General features: G+C 60.3%; 14 protein-coding genes. 2 read left to right on the top strand and 12 right to left on the bottom strand.

The window, feature by feature from the left end; all coding sequences use genetic code 11:
* Nucleotides 1-20: 20 nt before the first annotated feature.
* From DFR46_RS02020 to proS, 7 genes are all read right to left on the bottom strand, one after another.
* Nucleotides 21-752: a class I SAM-dependent methyltransferase gene (locus tag DFR46_RS02020; protein ID WP_116234940.1), complete on the bottom strand. Its 732-nt coding sequence runs from the start codon at nt 750-752 to the stop codon at nt 21-23.
* Between the two features lie 39 nt (nt 753-791).
* Complete coding sequence (locus DFR46_RS02015) at nt 792-2,390, bottom strand: long-chain fatty acid--CoA ligase (protein WP_116237094.1); 1,599 nt, start codon at nt 2,388-2,390, stop codon at nt 792-794.
* A gap of 87 nt (nt 2,391-2,477) precedes the next feature.
* A complete protein-coding gene (gene dnaE / locus DFR46_RS02010; protein ID WP_116234939.1) occupies nt 2,478-6,008 on the bottom strand; it encodes a DNA polymerase III subunit alpha in 3,531 nt (1,176 codons plus the stop codon).
* 80 nt (nt 6,009-6,088) lie between these two features.
* Nucleotides 6,089-6,565: a glutathione peroxidase gene (locus tag DFR46_RS02005; RefSeq protein ID WP_116234938.1), complete on the bottom strand. Its 477-nt coding sequence runs from the start codon at nt 6,563-6,565 to the stop codon at nt 6,089-6,091.
* Nucleotides 6,562-7,248 carry an ABC transporter ATP-binding protein gene (locus DFR46_RS02000; RefSeq protein ID WP_116234937.1) on the bottom strand — a complete coding sequence of 229 codons (687 nt, stop codon included), beginning with the start codon at nt 7,246-7,248 and terminating at the stop codon, nt 6,562-6,564. The genes DFR46_RS02005 and DFR46_RS02000 overlap by 4 nt, the downstream gene beginning before the upstream one ends.
* Nucleotides 7,241-8,491 carry a lipoprotein-releasing ABC transporter permease subunit gene (locus DFR46_RS01995; protein WP_116234936.1) on the bottom strand — a complete coding sequence of 417 codons (1,251 nt, stop codon included), beginning with the start codon at nt 8,489-8,491 and terminating at the stop codon, nt 7,241-7,243. The genes DFR46_RS02000 and DFR46_RS01995 overlap by 8 nt, the downstream gene beginning before the upstream one ends.
* On the bottom strand, nt 8,488-9,807 hold the full coding sequence (gene proS / locus DFR46_RS01990) for a proline--tRNA ligase (protein ID WP_116234935.1): 1,320 nt from the start codon (nt 9,805-9,807) through the stop codon (nt 8,488-8,490). The genes DFR46_RS01995 and proS overlap by 4 nt, the downstream gene beginning before the upstream one ends.
* 438 nt (nt 9,808-10,245) lie before the next feature.
* On the opposite strand from proS, the gene DFR46_RS01985 reads away from it, so the two are divergent.
* Together DFR46_RS01985 and DFR46_RS01980 are read left to right on the top strand one after the other, a co-directional pair.
* Nucleotides 10,246-11,706 carry an MFS transporter gene (locus tag DFR46_RS01985; RefSeq protein WP_116234934.1) on the top strand — a complete coding sequence of 487 codons (1,461 nt, stop codon included), beginning with the start codon at nt 10,246-10,248 and terminating at the stop codon, nt 11,704-11,706.
* A 74-nt stretch (nt 11,707-11,780) separates the two neighbouring features.
* On the top strand, nt 11,781-12,785 hold the full coding sequence (locus DFR46_RS01980; RefSeq protein ID WP_116234933.1) for a glutathione S-transferase C-terminal domain-containing protein: 1,005 nt from the start codon (nt 11,781-11,783) through the stop codon (nt 12,783-12,785).
* Between the two features lie 12 nt (nt 12,786-12,797).
* Here DFR46_RS01980 and DFR46_RS01975 read toward each other — a convergent pair whose 3' ends face one another.
* The 5 genes from DFR46_RS01975 to tpiA form a co-directional block, all read right to left on the bottom strand.
* Nucleotides 12,798-13,877 carry a DUF2855 family protein gene (locus DFR46_RS01975; protein WP_116234932.1) on the bottom strand — a complete coding sequence of 360 codons (1,080 nt, stop codon included), beginning with the start codon at nt 13,875-13,877 and terminating at the stop codon, nt 12,798-12,800.
* Between the two features lie 27 nt (nt 13,878-13,904).
* Nucleotides 13,905-14,606, bottom strand: coding sequence for a Crp/Fnr family transcriptional regulator (locus tag DFR46_RS01970; RefSeq protein WP_245953609.1), 702 nt, complete (start codon nt 14,604-14,606; stop codon nt 13,905-13,907).
* 54 nt (nt 14,607-14,660) lie between these two features.
* On the bottom strand, nt 14,661-16,298 hold the full coding sequence (locus DFR46_RS01965; protein ID WP_116234931.1) for a CTP synthase: 1,638 nt from the start codon (nt 16,296-16,298) through the stop codon (nt 14,661-14,663).
* Nucleotides 16,299-16,403: 105 nt separating this feature from the next.
* Complete coding sequence (secG, locus tag DFR46_RS01960) at nt 16,404-16,802, bottom strand: preprotein translocase subunit SecG (RefSeq protein WP_116234930.1); 399 nt, start codon at nt 16,800-16,802, stop codon at nt 16,404-16,406.
* Between the two features lie 83 nt (nt 16,803-16,885).
* Nucleotides 16,886-17,635, bottom strand: coding sequence for a triose-phosphate isomerase (gene tpiA, locus DFR46_RS01955; RefSeq protein WP_116234929.1), 750 nt, complete (start codon nt 17,633-17,635; stop codon nt 16,886-16,888).
* Nucleotides 17,636-17,751 lie beyond the last annotated feature (116 nt).

Here is a 17,751-nt window from a genome sequence, read left to right as displayed (position 1 = left end):
GAAGTGGAGGCCGGCGATATTCAGCGCGCTATGACAAGCCGATATCCGGCGTCGATTGAATCTTGTTGGAGCAGATTGGAATAGCGTTGCTCCCATTCGCCCGATTCCAGATCGCGTTGCAACTTTTCCAACCCCTTCTCGACGTTTTCGATTGCCCAGAAAGAGGACATTCCGGTCCTGATTCTCGGATCGAGATAGGCACCCGGGCGCCGCCAATAGGCATAGAGGAATCCGTCAGTGCAATCATGCGGTATGAAAACCGGCACGATCTCGATAGCGCCAAGCCAGTCCGCATAGTCGGCCATGCTCGGCATCTGCCCTTCGTCCAGTGCAACAAGTTCGGGAATATAGTCGGTCAGCCAGCATCCGCGATGCGCGGGATCGAAGGTAAGCAGGATAACCGGGCCCTTCGTCACCCGTCGCATCTCGCAAAGCCCCTTCGACTTGTCTGCCCAATGGTGGATCGTAAGAACGGCCATGGACGCATCGAAACTGTCGTCGCCGAAAGGCAAGTCTTCCGCATAGCCCTGAACAGCAACAGCCAGGGACGGGCTGCGTTGGCGGATCATCTCCATCGAAGGTTCGACGGCCGTTACCCTGCGCCCGACGGGTTCGTACGAACCTGCTCCGGCACCCACGTTGAGCACATTTTCCGCCGACCCGAGCGCATCATCCATCGCCTGGGCGATGCGCGGGTCGGGTTTGCGCAGGTCGGCATAGTTAACCCCGATAGTGTCGTACCATGCCGCCATGTCATTCGGTTCCGCCCGTCTCTAAAGACCGCATTGCGATCAGGCCGTCGCCAGCTTGTAGTCCTTATACTCGTCCCGGATCTGACGTTTCAGGATTTTGCCCGTCGCGGTGTGCGGCAGCTCGTCGACGAACTTTACCTCGTCCGGCATCCACCATTTGGCGATCTTGCCGTCGAGATAGGCGAGCACGTCTTCATCGCTGAAATCCGCGCCCTCTTTCTTGACGATCAGCAGCAGCGGCCGTTCGTCCCATTTGGGATGATAGACGCCAACCGCCGCAGCTTCCGCCACGCCGGGGCAGCCGACGGCGGCATTCTCAAGTTCGATCGAGCTTATCCATTCGCCGCCGGACTTGATGACATCCTTGGCGCGATCGGTGATCTGCATCGTACCATCGGGATGGATGACGGAAACATCGCCGGTATCGAACCAGTTGTCGTCGCCCACGCATTTACCGCTTTCATCCTGGAAATACTGGTCGAGAATCCACGGACCGCGGACCTGGAGGCTTCCGGAACTCTCGCCATCGCGCGGCTGTTCGTTACCTTCATCATCAACGACACGAATTTCGACGCCGAAGGGCGTGCGGCCCTGCTTGCAGATGATATCGACTTTCTCATCGAAGCTCAGCTCGCCCCAGTTAGGGGGACGCATTCCGATCGTTCCGATCGGTGAGGTTTCGGTCATACCCCAGGCATGGAGCACATATACGCCGGCATGCATGAACCGTTCGATCATGGCTCGCGGGCAGGCAGAACCGCCAATCACAACCATTTCGAGCTTGCCATAATCGACCTTTGTCGCATCCATATGGGCGAACATGGCAAGCCAGACCGTCGGCACGCCAGCCGAATGGGTAACGCCTTCGTCGACAACCAGTCCGCACAATGTCTCGCCGTCATTCACCGCCGAAAACACCATTTTCGATCCCGTTACAGCGCAGGCGAAAGGCAAGCCCCAGGCATTGGCATGAAACATTGGAACGATCGGCAACATCACTGAACTTTGCGAGAGGTTCATCGCATCCGGCTGGCCCTCGGTAATCGCATGGATCACATTCGAACGGTGCTCATAGAGCACCCCTTTCGGATTGCCCGTCGTGCCGCTGGTATAACAAAGCCCGCAAGGTTCGCGCTCATCACCTTCGACCCATTCATAATCGCCATTCTCGGCATCGACGAGTTCGCGGAAGGTCGGGTAGTCCCCTTCCCCGTCGAACAGGATATAACGCTCGACTGTTTTCAGCTGGTCTTTGAGACCCGCGACAAGTGGTTCGAACACTTTGTCGAACAGCAGGACCCGGTCTTCGGCATGGTTGATGATATAGACGAGTTGTTCGGTAAAAAGCCGCGGGTTTACGGTGTGAACCACGCCGCCCATACCGCTGATCCCGTACCACGCGGAAAGATGGTGGCCGTGATTCATCGCGAGTGTTGCGATCCGGTCCCCTTTATTCATGCCCAGTTTTTCAAGAGCCTGCGAAAATTTTCGCGCGTCGGCGGCAATACCCGCCCAGTTCGAACGTGTCGTACTGCCGTCCGCCCAGCGCGTGACAACCTCGCGCGTGCCGTGCTCGCGTTCGGCATGATCGATAATCCGGCTGATGCGCAGCTGCGCGTCCTGCATTCCTCCAAGCATGGTCATCCTCTCAATTGTTCTTTTTTGTTCACATTAGCCCGGGCACGCCAATCGTCCAGTGCCTAGAGACGCCAAATGCGCGGATAATCAGGAAACCAGAGCGAGTTTTGGCGGTTGCCGGTCGGCAGACCCGTTATCGGCGGCAAGCCGGGCCGCAATAACGCCCGGCGTCTGCCGAATCGCTTCGCTCAATTCTGCGTCGAGAATGAAATGCCGGCCGAGAACGACCCGGGCCGAGCCCCCATCCGGCAATGCCGCGTCAAGCAGCACTGTGCCCTGCCCTTCGCCATTCGGGCCCAGCAATTCCGTGAGCTGTTCGAGAATGGCGGGTTCGGCGAGCGAAACCGTCAACATCATCCGCTTGCTGCTGGCGAGCGCCTCGAACGGCTGGAACTGACGCACGGTGACGCGCGGCGTATCTTCACCCGGCTGCCAATCGAGCTCGACATGCAACAGGCCGCAACTGCCGGTCTTGGCCGCTTCTTCGAGTTCGAGCCGCGGCCCCTCGTCGAACGCGCTGGCGAAAAACTGTCCCGAACTGTCGGACAAGGTCGCCGTCACAAAGGGGTTGCCCTTGCGCGATGTGCGCTTGCGGACATTTTCCGCCATTCCGGCCATCACGGCCGTCACCCGCCCGCCCGCCGCCGGAGCTGGCATCGCGCACAGATCGCCATAGCCTTGCGCACCGAAAGCGTCCGCCAGATGCCGGAAATTGTCGACCGGATGGCCGGAGAAATAGAAACCGAAGGCCTCTTTTTCCTGCGCCATGCGTTCCGCCAGGGGCCAGTGAACTCCTTCGGAAAGCCGGATATGGGCAATGTCGGTTTCGTCGCCACCGGCGAACAGGCCGCCCTGCCCCGTCTCGCGGGCATCGGCGGCGCTCGATGCGATGGCAAGGATCGTTTCCGCCGCCGCATAGACCGCGGGACGATTGCTTTCGAGCGCATCGAACGCGCCCGCTCCGCCGAGGCTCTCAAGCTGACGCTTGTTCAGGAGATGCGGATCGACGCGGGCCGCGAAATCGTCGAGGCTCGCAAATTCGCCCTCCGCCTCACGCTCGACAGCCAGCTGCTCCATCGCCTTCTGGCCAACGCCCTTGAGCGCGGCAAGCGCATAGCGAACGGCATGCCCCTCGCCATGCTGCTCGACCGTGAAGAGCGCTTCGCTGCCATTGACGCAAGGTGCAAGGCATTCGATCTTGCCGCCCGAAATCTTGTCCCTGGTCCGGCGGATATCCTCGACAAATATACCCAGCTTGTCGGTATTGCCCATGTCGTAACACATGGATGCAGCAAAGAATTCGTGCGGATAATGGGTTTTGAGCCAGGCCGTCTGATAGGCGATCAGGGCATAAGCGGCGGCATGGCTCTTGTTGAACCCGTAGCCGGCGAACTTGGCGATCAAATCGAACAGTTCGTTCGCCTTGCCCGATGCGATATTCTTCCGCGCGCAACCCGAAACAAAGCGATCGCGCTGGGCATCCATCTCGGCCTGGATTTTCTTGCCCATGGCGCGGCGGAGCAGGTCGGCATCGCCAAGCGAATAGCCGGCAAGCACCCGCGCCGCCTCCATAACCTGTTCCTGATAGACGAAGATGCCGTATGTTTCCCTGAGGATCGGCTCAAGATCGGGATGCGGATATTCGATTTCTTCCTGCCCGTTTTTGCGGGCGCCGAACATCGGGATATTGTCCATCGGACCGGGCCGATAGAGCGAGACGAGCGCGATAATATCCTCGAAACAAGTGGGTTTCACGGCGGCCAGAGTCCGTCGCATGCCTTCCGATTCCAGCTGGAACACACCGACCGTGTCGCCGCTCTGAAGCAGCGCATACACTTCCTCATCGTCCCAGCCGAGCCGGTCCAGATCGACCGTGATCCCGCGCAGCGCGAGGAGCTGGACCGCCTTTTTTAGGACGGATAGGGTTTTCAGACCGAGAAAATCGAATTTTACCAGCCCTGCCTTTTCAACATTCTTCATGTCGAACTGGGTGACGGGAATGTCGGACCGGGGATCGCGATAGAGCGGCACGAGCTTGTCGAGGCGCCGGTCGCCGATCACCACGCCGGCGGCATGGGTGGAGCTGTGGCGCGGCAAACCTTCGAGCTTCATCGCAAGATCGATCAGCTTCTTTACGTCCGCGTCGGTCTTATACTCATTCTCGAACTCGGCGACGCCGTTGAGCGTGCGTTCCAGCGTCCAGGGGTCGGTCGGGTGGTTGGGCACCATCTTGGTCAGCCGGTCGACCTGGCCATAGGGCATCTGCAGAACCCGGCCGACATCGCGGAGCACAGCGCGCGATTTCATCGTTCCGAAGGTGATGATCTGGGCAACCTGATCGCGGCCGTATTTCTGCTGCACGTAGCGGATCACTTCGCCGCGCCGCGTTTCGCAGAAATCGATGTCGAAATCGGGCATCGACACACGTTCCGGGTTGAGAAAGCGTTCGAACAGCAGACCGAGCTGGAGCGGATCGAGATCCGTGATGGTGAGCGCCCAGGCAACGACCGAACCGGCTCCCGAACCACGGCCGGGCCCGACAGGTATCCCCTGGCTTTTCGACCATTTGATGAAATCGGCAACGATCAGGAAATAGCCGGGAAAGCCCATTTCGATGATGATATCGAGCTCATATTCCAACCGTTCGACATAGGGTTTGCGGATTTCGTCGGTAAGCTTGTCTCCATGGATCGCCGCGAGCCGCGCTTCGAGACCCGTCCGCGAATCTTCCCGCAGCTGTGCAGATTCGCCCTCGAGATCGCCTGCGACACTGGGCAGGATCGGGTCGCGCGCGGGCGCGGCGAAGGCGCAGCGTTCGGCGACGACCAGCGTGTTGGCCAATGCTTCGGGAAGATCGCGAAACCGCTCTTCCATGGCCTCATGCGGAACCAGCCAGCCCTCTTCCTGGCTGTGGCGCCGATCATCGCTTTCGACATAGTTGGAGTCTGCGATACACAGCATTGCATCATGGGCCGCGTGAAAATCCTGCCGCTGGAAATAGGCCGGATTGGTGGCGACCAGGGGCCAGTCCCGCGCATAAGCGAGGTCGAGCAGCGCCTCTTCGCTCGCCTCTTCTATCGGATCGCCGCGGCGGCTGATCTCGACATAGAGGCGGCCGGGGAAAAGCGCGGCCAGCGCGTCGGCATAGGCCAGCGCCGCATCGGTCTGCTCAGCCTCGAACAGCCGGGCTAGCGCTCCCTCCCCGCCGCCGGTCAGGGCAATCAACCCCGCGGTGCGTCCGTCGAGCGCCTCGAACGCCACATGCGGAGCTTCTTCGAGGGGTCGGTCCAGATGCGCTTCGGAAACGAGCGCGCACAGATTTTCATAACCCGCCTCGTCCTGGGCCAGCAGCGGCAACCAGTCGATGACCGGATCGTCGCCATCCGTACGGCCGGGCCGGGCGACGGCAAGCAATGTTCCGATGATCGGCTGTACGCCCTTGCCGAAAGCGGCGGCGCAGAAAGGCATCGCCGCGTAAAGGCCGTTGCGATCGACGAGCGCTGCGGCCGGGAATCCAAGTTCCCGGGCCCGGGCGGCGATATCCTTGGGCTGGATGGCCCCTTCCAGCATCGTATAGGCCGAGAATATTCGCAAAGGGACAAAGGGCGCAGATCGCATGACCCGACTATGGGGAGGTGATCCGATTCGTCAAAGCACAATATCGGAAAGGCGTGTGGATAGCGCGCCGACGCCGGGCTCTAACCGAGCAGGGCGGCGATATCTTTTTCGATCTGATATGGCTTGGTGGTCGGGGCGTAGCGCTTCACGACTTCGCCATTCGCATTCACCAGAAATTTCGTGAAATTCCATTTGATGCTGTCGCCGACAAGACCGCGTTTCTGCGCGCGCAGATGCTGGTAGAGCGGATCGGCATTCGGGCCGTTCACGTCGATCTTCGCAAAGAGCGGAAAGCTTACATCGTAGGTCAGCGTACAGAAGTTGGCGATCTCGTCGGCGTCGCCCGGTTCCTGTCCGCCAAACTGGTTGCAGGGAAAGGCGAGTATCTCGAAGCCGCGATCCTTGTATTTGCGATACAGTTCCTCAAGCCCCGCATATTGCGGGGTGAAACCGCATTTCGATGCGACATTTACAATCAGGACGGTCTTGCCGGCATAGTCGGCCAGCTTCTGCTCGGCGCCGTCGGGCAGGCTGACGGAATAGACGTGGACACTCATGTTTTGTTTCCTTCGAGCAGGCCTTCATGGAGGCGGAACAGGCGGTCGGTCTTTTTCGCCAGCCGCTCGTTATGCGTTGCGATCAGCGCTGCACTGCCCTCTTCGCGAACCAGAGTCAGAAACTCGGCCAGCACAAGATCCGCCGTCGCCTCGTCGAGATTGCCGGTCGGCTCGTCCGCGAGCACAAGCGACGGCTGGTTGGCCAGCGCGCGGGCAACGGCGACACGCTGCTGCTCGCCGCCCGACAATTGCGACGGACGGTGATCGAGCCGGTGGCCGAGGCCGAGCCGGGCGAGCAGTTCGGCCGCGCGCTTGTCCGCCGCCGCCGGCGTCGCCCCTTTGATCAGCTGCGGGATGACGACATTCTCCTTGGCGGAAAAATCGGGCAGCAGGTGATGGAATTGATACACAAATCCTAGATGGTCGCGCCGGATACGGGTGCGCGCGTCATTTTCGAGGCTCGCAACCTCTTCGCCGTCGATGCTGATCGATCCCGAAAAGCCGCCTTCGAGCAGGCCCACGGCCTGGAGCATGGTCGACTTGCCCGATCCGGACGGACCGAGCAGCGAGACGATCTCGCCCTTGCCGATGCGGATATCGACGCCGCGCAGCACCTCGATCTTAACGCCGCCCTGTTCGAAACTGCGCGCGAGATTGCGGACTTCGAGGACGGCCTCACTCATAGCGCAGCACCTGTACCGGGTCGGTGCTCGCCGCCTTGAAGGCGGGGTAAAGCGTGAAGAGAAAGGCCGAACCCATGGCCAGCGCAACGATGCCGAGCACTTCGAACGGATCGGTGCGGGCCGGCAGTTCGGTGATGAAACGGATCGACGGATCCCACAGATTCTGCCCGGTCACCGTCTGGACAACATTCACGACGCCCTGGCGATAGCGAAGCAGGACAAAGCCGAGGACAAGGCCCGCCAGCGTGCCCAGACCGCTCGTCGTCAAGCCGATCGTCAGGAAGATCTTCATCATCGATCGCCGCGATGCCCCCATTGTTCGCAGGATCGCGATGTCGCGCGTCTTGGCGCGCACCAGCATGATCAGCGAGGAGAGGATGTTGAACACGGCCACCAGGATAATCAGCGACAGCACCCAGAACATCACCACCCGCTCCACCGCCAGTGCATCGAAAAGCTGGGTGTTCATCTCGCGCCAGTCAGTGAGCACGCCTTGCCCCGCATAGTTGCGGGCCAACGGTTCCAGTATCTCGCCGACATTTTCGGGATCGACCGTATCGAACTCGATCATGCCAACGGCATCGTCGAGCATCAGCAGGGTTTGCGCATCTTCCATAGGCATCAGCACGAAAGCCTTGTCGAAATCATAGATGCCGATCTCGAAAATCGCCGCCACATCGTATGACACGATGCGTGGTACGGTTCCGAACGGCGTTGTCCGGCCCTGCGGAGAGATCAGGCTGATCTGGCCGCCGGTCACGGCACCCAGCGCCGTCGCCAGGCGCGAACCGATCGCCACATTGTTGCTGCCCGGCGTCAGCTGCGCCATGTCTCCGGCAACGATATTCGAATTGATAAGCTCATTGGACCGGATATCCTCGACCCGCATCCCGCGCGCCAATACGCCTTCAACGCGGCCGCTATAGCTTGCCATCAGAGGTTGTTCGATCAGCGGCGTCGCGGAGACGACGCCATCCAGCTCCTGCGATTCTTCCAGTATCTCGCGCCAGTCTGGCAGGCGGCCGCTATAGCCCTGCATCACTGCATGGCCGTTAAGCCCGACAATCTTGTCGAACAGATCGGCACGAAACCCGTTCATCACGCTCATCACCACGACCAGCGCCATGACGCCCAGCATCACGGCAACGAAGCTGATCGCAGCAACGACGAAGATGAAGCGCTCGCCCTTGCCGGGCAGCAGATAGCGTTTCGCTATCATCCGCTCATGGCGGGACAGGATCACGCCAGTTTCTCCAGCGCCGCCTCTGCGCTCAATTCTTCACGCTCTCCGCTCGCCCGGTTTTTCAACTCGACAACGCCGTTTTTCAGACCCCGCGGCCCGACGATCAACTGCCAGGGCAGACCGATAACATCCATCGTCGCAAACTTGGCGCCGCCGCGCTCGTCACGGTCGTCATACAGCACTTCTACGCCCGCCGCCTCCAGCCGGGCGTAGAGATCGTCCGCCGCTGCGACACAGGCTTCGTCGTCGGCGCGCATATTGATGAGGCCGACCTTGTAAGGGGCAACGGCTTCCGGCCAGACAATGCCGTCATCGTCATGGCTCGCTTCGATGATCGCACCGGCAAGCCGCGAAACGCCGACGCCGTAACTGCCCATGACAGGGGTGATCATAGACCCGTCATTGCCCGACACCCTGAGCCCCATGGCCTTGGAATATTTGTCGCCGAAGAAAAAGATATGGCCGACCTCGACTCCGCGGGACCTGAGCAGATCATCGCCCATTTCGGCTTCCCGAGCTTCGTCGCGCTTTTCGTCGGTCGCCGCATATTCTGCGGTCATGCTGTCGACGAACGTCTGCAAGGCTTCGGTGTCGTCGGTTGCAACATTGTAGTCCTCCACCGAACGCGCCTCTTCCCAGTTCTTGTGGAAGAAGACCTCGCTCTCGCCCGACGGCGCGAGGATGATGAATTCATGGCTGAGATCGCCCCCGATCGGTCCGGTATCGGCCTGCATCGGAATGGCGCGCAGGCCCATCCGCGCAAAGGTCCGCAAATAGGCAACGAACTGCTTGTTGTAACTGATGCGGCCCGCAGCCTCGTCGAGATCGAAGCTGTATGCATCCTTCATCAGGAACTCGCGGCCCCGCATCACACCGAAACGCGGCCGGGTTTCATCACGGAACTTCCACTGGATGTGGTAAAGCATACGCGGCAGATCCCGATAGCTTTTCGCACCGTCCCTGAAGAGCGCAGTGATCATTTCCTCATTGGTCGGGCCGTACAGCAGATCGCGACCCTGCCTGTCTTCTATCCGCAGCATTTCCGGGCCGTAGGCATCGTAGCGCCCGCTCTCGCGCCACAGATCGGCGGACTGCAGCGTCGGCATCAGCAGCTCGACCGCGCCCGCCCTGTCCTGCTCCTCGCGAACGATCTGTTCGATCTTCTTCAAGACGCGAAGCCCGAGCGGCAACCAAGCATAAATACCGGCCGCTGTCTGGCGGACAAGCCCGGCGCGGAGCATCAGCTTGTGGCTGATGACTTCGGCATCGGCAGGGGTTTCTTTGGTGACGGGGAGGAAATAGCGGGAAAGACGCATGGTTATCGGGTCCGGAAAGGGGCCAATGTTAAGCCGCGTCTCTAGGCGGGCCGGGTGCGGGCCGCAAGCATCTAAGCTGTTGCCGGATCGTCACAGGCGTAAACTTATTGTTACCCAAAACCCACTATCCCAATGACAAGGCCCGTTTGAATAGCTTAGCACCCTTCCCTACGGAACCCGCGCCTTACGGCCGTGGTTCAGGGAGGCTCCCCGCTGCACACCTTGAGGGGAAGGATTGTGCGCGATCAGGGAGCTAAAATTGGGGGCGAACCTAAGTTCGTCACGTCTGTGCCCGGGCCTCACGGCCCGGGCACTTTCGTTTCCGGAACAGACCCCCATTTGCCGGAGCATCGGGGGTCTGCGCCAACGGGGCCATAGTTTGCCAGCCGCCATTCTTGCCTGCATAAGAAACAAAAAGCTGGCGAGAGGCTGATCTGTATGAGTGGAACGTCTGCGGCCCCGCCCCGCGAGAGAATCCCCTTCTGGACGAAACTGGCCTATGGCTTTGGCTCCGTCGCCTATGGTGTGAAGGACGGCGGGCTCAAATATTTCCTCCTGCTTTTCTACGCCCAGGTAATCGGCGTCGACGCCCGACTAGTCAGCCTGGCCATCCTGATCGCCCTTGTCGCCGACGCCTTTAGCGATCCCATTGTCGGCTATTGGTCGGACAATCTCCGCTCGAAATGGGGCCGGCGCCATCCCTTCATGTATGCGGCCGCCATCCCGATCTCGCTCAGCTACTACTTCATCTGGAACCCGCCGCTCGGCTGGAGCGAACAGGCGCTGTTCTGGTATATTGTCGTTCTGGCGATCGTCATTCGCACCTTCATCACCTTTTACGAGACGCCGAGCTCCGCCCTCGCCCCGGAATTGACCGAGGATTATGACGAACGCAGCTCGCTGCTCAGCTTCCGCTACTATTTCGGCTGGACCGGCGGCAACGCGATGACCGTCATGAATTTTTTCATACTGTTTCCCCTGTTTGCGACGGCAACCATCGCAAACGGTCAGTTCAACCGGGAGGCCTATGCAACCTATGGCATCATTGCCTCGCTCCTCATTTTCACGGCGATCATGGTGTCGTCGATCGGCACGCATTCGCGCATTCCCCATCTCAAAGGGCCGCCGGCAAAGCGCAGCATGACGCTGGGCAAGATATTCAGGGAGATATTCGAAACCCTTTCCAGCCGGTCGTTTCTGGCACTGTTCATTGCTGCCCTGCTGGCCTTCACCGCAAGCGGGCTCGCCGCCGGTCTCGCTTTCTATTTCGGCACCTATTTCTGGAATTTCAGCCCGGTACAGCTCGGCATGATCACCGCTGGAGTATTCGTCTCGGCCATTATCGGCGCGGCCCTGGCCCCGGTCGCCACACGCAAATTCGGCAAAAAACGCGGAGCAATCACCATCGGCCTGATCGCCTTTCTGGGCGCGCCATTGCCGATCTTCCTGCGCCTGCTCGATCTTCTCCCGAGCAATGAATCGCCCTTTATCTTCTGGTTCTATCTCGTAACCAACACGCTGGATGTCGGCCTGATCATCTGTTTCCAGATCCTCGCCGCATCGATGGTCGCCGATCTTGTCGAACAATCGGAGCTGAAAACCGGACGGCGCAGCGAAGGGCTGTTCTTCGCCGCTTCAACCTTCATGCGCAAATTCGGCGAAGGCTTCGGCATCGCCGTCGCCGGCTTCGTGCTGGCCACGGCGGGGCTGGCGACCGGCGCGGCGCAGGGAGAGGTGTCCGACGAGGCGCTGTGGAATCTCGGCGCCATCTATGTTCCGACCATTCTGTTCCTCTGGATGTCGATGATTGGCTGCATTTCCTTCTACAAGATCAACCGCGAAGGCCATGAAGACAATTTGCGGCAGCTTGCCGAACGGCGGGCTGCCAAAGCGACGTAGCCGCCTCCAGCCGAACCAGAATCGAAAAGGATATCCCCATCGCCGATCCGCATATCTCATCCCGCATCGAACTTATGGGCGCGCCGGGTTCTCCCTATACCCGCAAGATGATCGCCTATCTCCGATATCGCCGGATATCCTATACGCTTCATTGGGGCGGAATACGCGGCGCGCCGGAAGGCTATCCCGAACCCAAGGTGCGATTGCTCCCCACTTTCTATTTTCACCGGCCCGATGGTGAGATTGAAGCGATGGTCGATTCGACGCCCATCATCCGCCGACTCGAAACCGAATATGAAGAACGCGCTACACTTCCAGCCGATCCCGTGCTCCGCTTCCTCAACCACCTGATCGAGGATTATGCCGATGAATGGGTGACCAAGGCGATGTTCCACTATCGCTGGGCGCATGAAGCCGATGCCGAACATGCCGCCCCCCTGCTCGTCTACTGGTCGATGCCGACGATGGCGCGAAGCGATGCCGAGGCGATGGCGGACATGTTTTCGAAACGGCAGATCGAGCGGCTCTATGTGGTCGGTTCGAACGCCGTCACCGCCGAAACCATCGAGGCCAGCTATATCCGACTATTGGGTATTCTGGACGGGCTGATTGCACGGCAGGGCTATGTCCTGGGCGCCCGCCCTTCCTCTGCGGACTTTGCCCTATATGGCCAGCTGACCCAGCTGACGACCGTTGAGCCCAGCTCTGCCGCCCTTGCCAGCGAGCGCTATCAGCGCGTCCGGGCATGGGTCGACCGGGTCGAAGACTTGTCAGGCGTCAGGCCGGAACGAGGCGACTGGCTTGCCGTCGACGCCGCCGGAGAAACCCTGAAACCGTTGCTCGACGAAATCGGCCGGGTCTATGCGCCATTTCTGCTGGCCAATGCCCGGGCGGCCATGGCGGGCGAGGATCGGTTCGAGACCGAGATTGACGGCCGCCCCTGGTCGCAGCCTACCTTTCCCTATCAGGCCAAATGCCTGCACTGGATTCGGGAGAGTTTTGCGTCGCTCTCGGCTGACGATCGGGCGCGCATCCATGCCCTGCTGGATGGCACGGGCTGCGAACCGCTGCTGGCCTGACCTGTCTTCGCGTTAAAGCGAGAGAATGAAACCGTCGCGGGGGCTGGCTTTGCCGCCCAGCACCGTCGCATAGGTTTCGCCGGCGGCATCGCCGCCTTCACGGCGCAACACATCGACCCAGCCCCTGGCCTCGCCGATGAAGCTGCCCCACGCCTTCCCCACTTCAATCCCGAAGCCTTCCGGGCCAAGTTCATCCGTCATCGCGACGACATGATCGGGCGCGAAGAAGAGAATGGGCGTAGGGCCGGCGATATCGTCGGCAAGTCCGCGCGCTTCCCAATGGGTCGCGCCGACGAGGCAGCTATATTTGAGATTGTCCGCAAAATGATTGTGAATCGCCGACAATGTTTTGCCGTTGCCGGCGAAATCGACGACGACTGCGGGCGCGGCGGCATCGAGATCGCCAATCGCGTCATAGGAGACCACCCGGTCATACAGGCCAAGGCCCTCGACAAATCCGACATTGCCCGCGCTGGTCAGCCCGACGCGCTCGATCCCGGGGCTGCGCGCCTTGGCGACCTGCGCCAGCGCCATGCCGGTTTTCGATGAGGCGCTCGTCATGAGCAGCGATTTTGCGCCGAAATAGTCCTGGTGGCGCATGAACGCCTCGATCAGGAAGGATGTCATGAACAGCGGCTCGAACAGCGCCCGATAGTCTTCGAGATCCGGATTATGGGCCGGATCGACGGCCAGGCGGCGGTAATTGTTGTACACCCGGTTCATCGGCTGGCGGTGCGGAGCCATATCGAGAAAGGCGCCGTCGCTGACCTTGCCCGGTTCTACGACCAGATGGGACGACATCGGCAGATAGCCATAGACGCGCTCGCCGACCGCAATTTCCGGGTGCCGGGATTCGGCAACCGTTGCGAAACCCCAAACGGGCACCCTTCCCCAGCCCTGTTCGGCGGGAAAGAAATTCCAATAGGCCATCTGCTCGCCGACAACGGCATAGGTGATGTTGTTCGCCGTCAGCGCGAATTTTTCGATCCGCAGGAGAATCTGGCCCTCGGCCAGTGCGCCAAGTTCGGTTTCTGTAAGCCGCGTCTGCGCAATATCTGCCTTGCTGACGAGAAAGTCGGTCGAAACAGTCATCGAAATTCCTTTGCTAAAAAGCCGGCATCAATCGCCGATCGCCGCGATTTCCCACAGAGCGTTGCAATCGATGATCCGGATCTTGCCCTGATCCAGTTCGATCAGCCCGGAATCGGCCCAGGCGGAAAGCTGGCGATTGATATTTTCCCGGCTGATGCCGACGAAATGGCCGAGTTCGCTCTGACTGACATCTATCTTCAGTTTCTGGCTTACCGCTTCTTCGTCGGTGAGCCGCTGCAGGTATCGCGCAAGCCGGGGGCCGGCGGAAAAAGCGCGATCGCTTTCGACCGTCAGGTTCATCTGGCGCAGCCGCCGGGCCATTTCCTGCAACATGCTCAGCGCAACGCCCGGATTGCTGGTGATGAAATCTTCGCACTGCGTGCGCGTCAGTCTCATCACACTCCCATCCTCGACCATGGTAACCGTTGCCGTGCGCTCGCCTCCGTCGAGCAGAGCGATCTCGCCGATCACCGTACCGGGAGCGAGATAATCGAGCACGATTTCGCGACCATTGGCCGAGACCATGTTCACCCGAGCCTGGCCGGTAACAAGGATCACAGCGGAATCCCCGGGATCGCCCTGATGCATGAGCACTTCGCGTTTCGCGGCGAATTCGACCTTGGTGCGGCTGAGCAAGTCCTCAAGCTGACCTGGTTCACAGGCCGCAAGCAGGGATTCTGCCGGCAGGATTTGCAGGAGATCCTTTGCGTTCATACGATCAACGGCCATTCACGCCTCCTCGCGAAAAACAAATGGACGGCCAGTATGCCGTATTGGCGCGCCTCAGACCAGACGCGACTGTTTCAATGCCGCTTCGATAAAGCTTGCAAACAGGGGGTGCGGATCGAACGGCCGGGATTTCAGCTCCGGGTGGAACTGTACGCCGACAAACCATTCGAGATCGGGGCGTTCGACAATTTCAGGCAACTCCCCGTCGGGCGACATGCCGGAAAAAACCAGCCCGCCTTTCTCCAGCGGGTCGATATAATTTGTGTTGACCTCATAGCGATGCCGATGGCGTTCGCTGATCATGTTCGCACCGTCGTAAATCGCCGCCACATGGCTGTTGCCGTCCAGCTTCGCATCATAGGCGCCAAGCCGCATGGTTCCGCCAAGATCGCCGCCCACTTCGCGCTTCTGCAATCCTTCTTCGGACATCCATTCCGAAATCAGGCCGACCACGGGTTCGTCGGTCGCGCCGAATTCCGTCGACGACGCATGCGCGATGCCGCCAATGTTCCGCGCGCCCTCGATGCAAGCCATCTGCATGCCGAAACAGATGCCGAAATAAGGGACATTGCGTTCGCGCGCGAAACGAACGGCGGCAATCTTTCCTTCCGCTCCGCGCTCACCGAACGCACCAGGTACAAGGATCGCATGCAGCGGTTCAAGCTGAGCGGCGATGTCGCTCTCTTCTTCCTCGAACAGTTCGGCATCGATCCATCGGATATTGACCTTCACCCGGTTGGCGATCCCGCCATGGACCAGCGCTTCGTTGAGCGACTTATAGGCGTCCTGCAGACCGACATATTTGCCGACCACGCCGATCGTGACTTCGCCTTCGGGATTTTCCAGCCGGTCGTTGATATCGACCCATTTGGAGAGCTCGGGTTCTGACGCGTCTTCGATGCCGAAGGCGTGCAGCACTTCGTCGTCGAGGCCAACCGCATGATAAGTCAGCGGTACGGCATAGATGCTGGGCGCATCGAGCGCCGGGATAACCGCGCTTTTCCGAACATTGCAGAAAGCCGCGATCTTGGCCCGTTCGCTGTCGGGCAACGGATGCTCGCACCGGCAGACAAGCACTTCAGGCTGGATACCGAGCGAAGTCAGCTCGCGCACACTGTGCTGGGTCGGCTTGGTTTTCAGCTCGCCAGCCGCCGCGATATAGGGAACCAGCGTGGTATGGATGGAAACTGACTGACCGCGGCCGAGCTCGTTCCTGAGTTGCCGGATCGCCTCCATGAAGGGCAGGCTCTCAATATCGCCCACCGTGCCGCCAACCTCACAAATCACGAAGTCGAGATCGCCAAGATCGGCCTTGGCAAAATCCTTGATCGCATCGGTAACATGCGGAATCACCTGCACCGTCGCGCCAAGATAATCGCCGCGCCGCTCCTTGGTGATGATCGTCTGGTAGATGCGGCCCGATGTCACATTGTCGGACTGCCGCGCAGAAACGCCGGTAAAGCGCTCATAATGGCCGAGATCGAGGTCCGTCTCGGCGCCATCGTCCGTTACGTAAACTTCGCCGTGTTGATAGGGCGACATGGTTCCCGGATCGACATTCAGATAGGGATCGAACTTGCGAATGCGAACCTTGTAACCGCGTGCCTGAAGCAACGCGGCAAGGCTTGCCGCCATAAGACCCTTGCCGAGCGAGGAGACCACGCCGCCGGTGACAAAAATAAACCGCGCCATGGGAGAAAAGGGTTACGCAGGATTGACGGGTAAGTGCAAGATCACGACTCCGTCTTTCGCGATTTTTTGTGAGTAAAGCCGATGGAAATCCCGATCGAGCGGCGATTATTCGGCAGGAGCCGCTTCCTCATCCGCGCTGCTGCTCTCGGCCTGACCGGCAATCGTACTCAGAATATCGCTGTCGACAGAATCCGTGACCGGCGCTTCGCCACCAGCAGGGGCGATCGGAGCCGTCGATTCAGCGGTCGGGAGAAGGCTGTCGTCAATGCCCGTGTCGGACTGGCGCTGCGTCGCAATGCCGGCAAGCAGGATGCTGAGTCCGACAAAAGCGAATGCGGTGAACGTCGTCGCCCGGGTCAGGAAATCTGCCTGTCCGCGCGCCGTCATCAATCCCGATGAAGAACCGCCCACGCCAAGCCCCCCGCCCTCGGAACGCTGCATCAGGACAAGAGTGACAAGCAGGGCGGCAACAACGGCCTGAACGACGAGCAGGAAGGTGAACATGAAGGATCTCTATATTGTTGAGCCGGCCGATATGCGGCGCAGCTTTGCGTTGCAGGGCGAAATAGGCGCTTCCGGCGCAAGGTTCAAGCGAGCGTGGCCCCTGCCTCTACAATCGGTACGAATTTGTCGGCGCTGAGACTTGCTCCGCCCACCAGCCCACCGTCGACATTGGGAACCGCAAGGAGATCGGCGGCATTGTCGCCATTCATCGAACCGCCGTACAGAATGCGCACGCCTTGCGCCTCCTCACCAATTGTTTCGGCGAGCTTGGAGCGAATCGCCGCATGCATCGCCGACACGTCATCCAGGGTCGGAACCCGCCCGGTACCGATCGCCCAGACCGGCTCATAGGCCACGACCAGCCAGTCCGCGCTGGCATCCCGGGGCACCGACCCCGCGATCTGTCCAGTGACGACGGCTTCCGCCCTGCTCTCATCGCGCTCCTCTTCGGTCTCGCCGACACAGACAATAGCCATCAGGCCGTGCCGATGCGCGGCCTCAGCCTTGCCGCAAACATCTTCATCGGTTTCGCCCTGGTCGGCGCGGCGCTCACTATGGCCGACAATAACATATTGCGCGCCAGCTTCGCGAAGCATCGGCGCGGCCAGGCACCCCGTATGCGCGCCCTTGTCCGCACTGTGGCAATCCTGCGCGCCCATGGCGAGACCGGGAACCCGGGCGACCGCCGCGGCGATCAGCGTCGCGGGCGGGCAGATAGCGACGTCGACCTGGGGGTGGGCCCTTGCCGCTTTTTCGATTCCGTGCAGTTCGCGCAGATGATCGAGATGGCCGTTCATTTTCCAGTTTCCGGCAATAAGCTTGCGTCGCGCCATGGCCCTGTTCTTTCCTGTGGTGAATGTTTGCGCCGCCTGATAGCGGCGCTGTCCTCATCTGCCAATCGCGCGACAACGCTTGAAGCGGCGCGGCCACATCCGTAAAGCACCAACAA

Source organism: Parasphingopyxis lamellibrachiae (assembly GCF_003385775.1).
GTDB classification, from domain to species: Bacteria; Pseudomonadota; Alphaproteobacteria; order Sphingomonadales; family Sphingomonadaceae; genus Parasphingopyxis; species Parasphingopyxis lamellibrachiae.
This window is presented reverse-complemented; position numbering and strand designations above follow the sequence as displayed.

Excerpts from the sequence above, each read along its gene's own strand:
- DFR46_RS01985 (WP_116234934.1), top strand. The coding sequence starts at position 10,246 with ATGAGTGGAACGTCTGCGGCCCCGCCCCGCGAGAGAATCCCCTTCTGG.
- DFR46_RS01980 (WP_116234933.1), top strand. The coding sequence starts at position 11,781 with ATGGGCGCGCCGGGTTCTCCCTATACCCGCAAGATGATCGCCTATCTC.
- secG (WP_116234930.1), bottom strand. The coding sequence starts at position 16,802 with ATGTTCACCTTCCTGCTCGTCGTTCAGGCCGTTGTTGCCGCCCTGCTT.
- DFR46_RS01975 (WP_116234932.1), bottom strand. The coding sequence starts at position 13,877 with ATGACTGTTTCGACCGACTTTCTCGTCAGCAAGGCAGATATTGCGCAG.
- DFR46_RS02000 (WP_116234937.1), bottom strand. The coding sequence starts at position 7,248 with ATGAGTGAGGCCGTCCTCGAAGTCCGCAATCTCGCGCGCAGTTTCGAA.
- dnaE (WP_116234939.1), bottom strand. The coding sequence starts at position 6,008 with ATGCGATCTGCGCCCTTTGTCCCTTTGCGAATATTCTCGGCCTATACG.
- DFR46_RS02015 (WP_116237094.1), bottom strand. The coding sequence starts at position 2,390 with ATGCTTGGAGGAATGCAGGACGCGCAGCTGCGCATCAGCCGGATTATC.
- DFR46_RS01965 (WP_116234931.1), bottom strand. The coding sequence starts at position 16,298 with ATGGCGCGGTTTATTTTTGTCACCGGCGGCGTGGTCTCCTCGCTCGGC.
- DFR46_RS02020 (WP_116234940.1), bottom strand. The coding sequence starts at position 752 with ATGGCGGCATGGTACGACACTATCGGGGTTAACTATGCCGACCTGCGC.
- tpiA (WP_116234929.1), bottom strand. The coding sequence starts at position 17,635 with ATGGCGCGACGCAAGCTTATTGCCGGAAACTGGAAAATGAACGGCCAT.
- DFR46_RS01970 (WP_245953609.1), bottom strand. The coding sequence starts at position 14,606 with ATGGCCGTTGATCGTATGAACGCAAAGGATCTCCTGCAAATCCTGCCG.
- proS (WP_116234935.1), bottom strand. The coding sequence starts at position 9,807 with ATGCGTCTTTCCCGCTATTTCCTCCCCGTCACCAAAGAAACCCCTGCC.
- DFR46_RS02005 (WP_116234938.1), bottom strand. The coding sequence starts at position 6,565 with ATGAGTGTCCACGTCTATTCCGTCAGCCTGCCCGACGGCGCCGAGCAG.